This window comes from Mucilaginibacter endophyticus (assembly GCF_003351025.1).
Taxonomy (GTDB): Bacteria; Bacteroidota; Bacteroidia; order Sphingobacteriales; family Sphingobacteriaceae; genus Mucilaginibacter; species Mucilaginibacter endophyticus.
The window spans coordinates 1-2,819 of sequence record NZ_QPCG01000021.1; the positions used below are offsets into that span (position 1 = coordinate 1).

Genomic DNA, 2,819 nt, shown 5'->3' on the forward strand with positions numbered 1-2,819 from the left:
AATGGTGTTATATCCCCAGTAATTACTTAATCCATTCTCTTTCAGATGCCGATCGGAAATGAACTGGTGTACAGGCATCAGTTCGATTGCCGTAATTCCCAGATCTTTTAAATATTTGATACTCGCAGGGTGGGCGATTCCGGCATAGGTCCCACGTAAGTTTTCAGGTATTTCTGGATTAAGCTGCGTAAATCCTTTGACGTGTGCTTCATAAATGACTGTATTATAATATTGGTAACTTGGAGAAGCGTCGCCCTCCCAGTCGAATTGCTGATCGACGACAACAGATTTTGGAATAAAAGGCGCGCTGTCGCTATCGCTAAAACTCAGGTCTTCCGAATCATCTCCGATTTTGTAGCTGTATAAGGCATCATTCCATTTGATATTACCTGAAATTGCTTTAGCGTAGGGATCAATCAGCAGTTTATTTGGGTTGAAACGATGGCCGTTGCCAGGTTCATACGGCCCATGCACGCGAAAACCGTATAGCTGGCCGGGGGCAATTCCTTCAATATAGATGTGCCAGATGAAATTTGTTTTTTNGGCAATTCCTTCAATATAGATGTGCCAGATGAAATTTGTTTTTTCTGTTATTGAAATTTTGGCTGTCTCGTGCTGATCATTCTCCGAATCAAACAGGCATAGTTCTACAGCAGTTGCGTTTTCTGAGTATAGGGTAAAGTTAACTCCGTTGCCGTCCCAGGTGGGACCAAGCGGGAAAGGTTTTCCAGGTCGTATATTATATTCCATTGATTATTATTCAAATTGTTGAATACTAAATTAATTGGAGGGAAAAAAGTTTTTATTCGAAGAAAAATTTCTTACAAAACTTATGGACGGCGAGCTATGACATCCCTGTAGATAAGATTAGCCTGTATTTGGTAGAAAGGCTATTGATGCCGCAGGTGTAGCATCACAGGCCCATTCATTAATGGTTCAACAGGCTTATTAAAAATTTATTTTCCATAAATATTCTGAAATCGCGTTATTAAACAGGCATTTTGATCGAAAAAGAAATATTGAATCACAAACCAGAAGCTTATGATCGGTATACAGTCTTGCAGCGAAAAGAACTGGATCACGCCTATTGTCTCAAGCTAAAAAATGCGGATTAATAACACAATTCAAACTCAAAACCAGCTGTTTAGTCACTCATAATAAAGAACTATGAGCTTTTTCAGGCAGCATTAACATATTGAGAGACCTTCTTTAACAGCGCACCTAAATCGAAAGGCTTGACGACAAAATCATTGGCATCCGCGTCCATCGTTGCAGTAGCCGGGTTTTTCCTTATGTTTCGAAGTAACTGAACTCCTAACAGAAATAATTCAGGTTATTGTTCTTTTAAAATATTTGCCACATGTAAACTGTTGCTTTCGGGAATAACGTCAAATCCCACTTCACTCAAAATAAGTTCCAGGATATCAAGTATTCCGGGATCATCATCGCAAATCAAAATCCTATTTATTTAATCCCTTCCCTTTACTGCGATCCAATGGTAATGTAAAACTAAACAAGGAACCTTTTCCCGGTTTAGTCTCTACCCATAACGTTCCATCATGGTTTTTAATAATCTCAGAAGAAATATATAAGCCAGTGCCCATTCCCCGAAATTGCCTTTGGACATCACCGACCCGGTAAAAGCGCTCGAATATTTTTTGTTGTTCGGCCTGGGCACGCCGACCCCGTGATGTGCTGTTGAAAATTTGAATAGTCGCCGACCTGAGAAAGGTAGACTTCTACTTGATTATGATCAGGTGAATATTTGATTGCGTTACTTAAAAGATTAGTTAAGACTTGCGTAATATCGATTCGTCTCTCTTGCATTTGCGTGTTGAACCTTTCAAAATATTCCTGGGAGAATGCTGAGCCCGATCCATGTTGTCTATCGTTTCAATTATCATCTGATCAAATCAAACGGTTCTCTGTGCAATTCTATTTTATGTTTTGCTTACAAAGCATCAATGTCCTGAACTCAGCCATCTCCTGTTTTGAATTATGTAATTGATTGTTTTCCATAGTAATTATTAATATTAAAACATTTCTTAGGTTTTTAATATTTTAATTAAAGGTTATTTAATGGAAGGTGAAGACCTGAATGCAACAGACAAAAGCGTTGTGAATCAGGTGCACTTTATTTAAAACGACCGGAGTCAAACAAAAATCGATCTTTATTAACGCTAATTATCAAGATTATGGAACTTAAACAAAAAATCCCTGCAGTGGATCAGGCAAGCGACCAACAGAACGGAGGTCAGCCTAAAGGCTACAAGATCAATGCTGAAGGCAATGAAGAAGAAAAAGATTTGAAAAGAACTTCTCTTTTCGGAAGTTCATCTATGAAAAGCCCAGATGACGAAGGTATGGAAGGCAAGGGTATGGGTGGCCATAATTTCGGGCGCAATAATATAACCCAGGCGGGCAATGATCAAGCAAATCCCTCACAAATGGCGGGAAATAACAATGCCTATTTCAATCGTACCCAACCAGCTGAAGAGCACCCTGAAAATAACAATTTCAAAGCGCCTGCCCAAGAAGGAGAAGCTGACTATGATAAAGCGATGCACGGTGGAGGAGAAGAAAACCCGGGCGAAAGTGATGCGGTTGGCAAAACAGAAGACGGAAATTATAATCCTGACAGTCCGTACCAGGAAGGTACTGCCGATGAAGACGGTGATAACAGCAAAAAGCAACAGGTAAACATTCCCGGCCCTAATGAAGCACCTGATCAACAAAAAGTAGCTGAATAGGAATGCTGAGGCTTTAAAAGCCCCAATAGCAGGCGGGTTATTATGTAACCCCTCCTAAAAACCGGACTG

General features: G+C 40.0%; 2 protein-coding genes and 1 pseudogene. 1 reads left to right on the forward strand and 2 read right to left on the reverse strand.

Annotated elements, in window-relative coordinates; all coding sequences use genetic code 11:
* Both DUL71_RS31735 and DUL71_RS32850 read right to left on the reverse strand, forming a co-directional pair.
* Positions 1-750 (reverse strand): annotated as a pseudogene (locus tag DUL71_RS31735) (glycogen debranching protein GlgX); the annotation flags it as partial.
* A 710-nt stretch (positions 751-1,460) separates the two neighbouring features.
* Positions 1,461-1,712, reverse strand: coding sequence for a sensor histidine kinase (locus tag DUL71_RS32850; RefSeq protein ID WP_114941817.1), 252 nt, complete (start codon positions 1,710-1,712; stop codon positions 1,461-1,463).
* Between the two features lie 483 nt (positions 1,713-2,195).
* Here DUL71_RS32850 and DUL71_RS31745 point away from each other — a divergent pair, with 483 nt between their 5' ends.
* Positions 2,196-2,750, forward strand: a complete 555-nt coding sequence (locus DUL71_RS31745) for a hypothetical protein (protein ID WP_114941818.1) — start codon at positions 2,196-2,198, stop codon at positions 2,748-2,750.
* Positions 2,751-2,819 lie beyond the last annotated feature (69 nt).

What these genes read in the sequence shown, in the direction of transcription:
- DUL71_RS31745 (WP_114941818.1), top strand. Translation starts at nt 2,196, where the DNA reads ATGGAACTTAAACAAAAAATCCCTGCAGTGGATCAGGCAAGCGACCAA.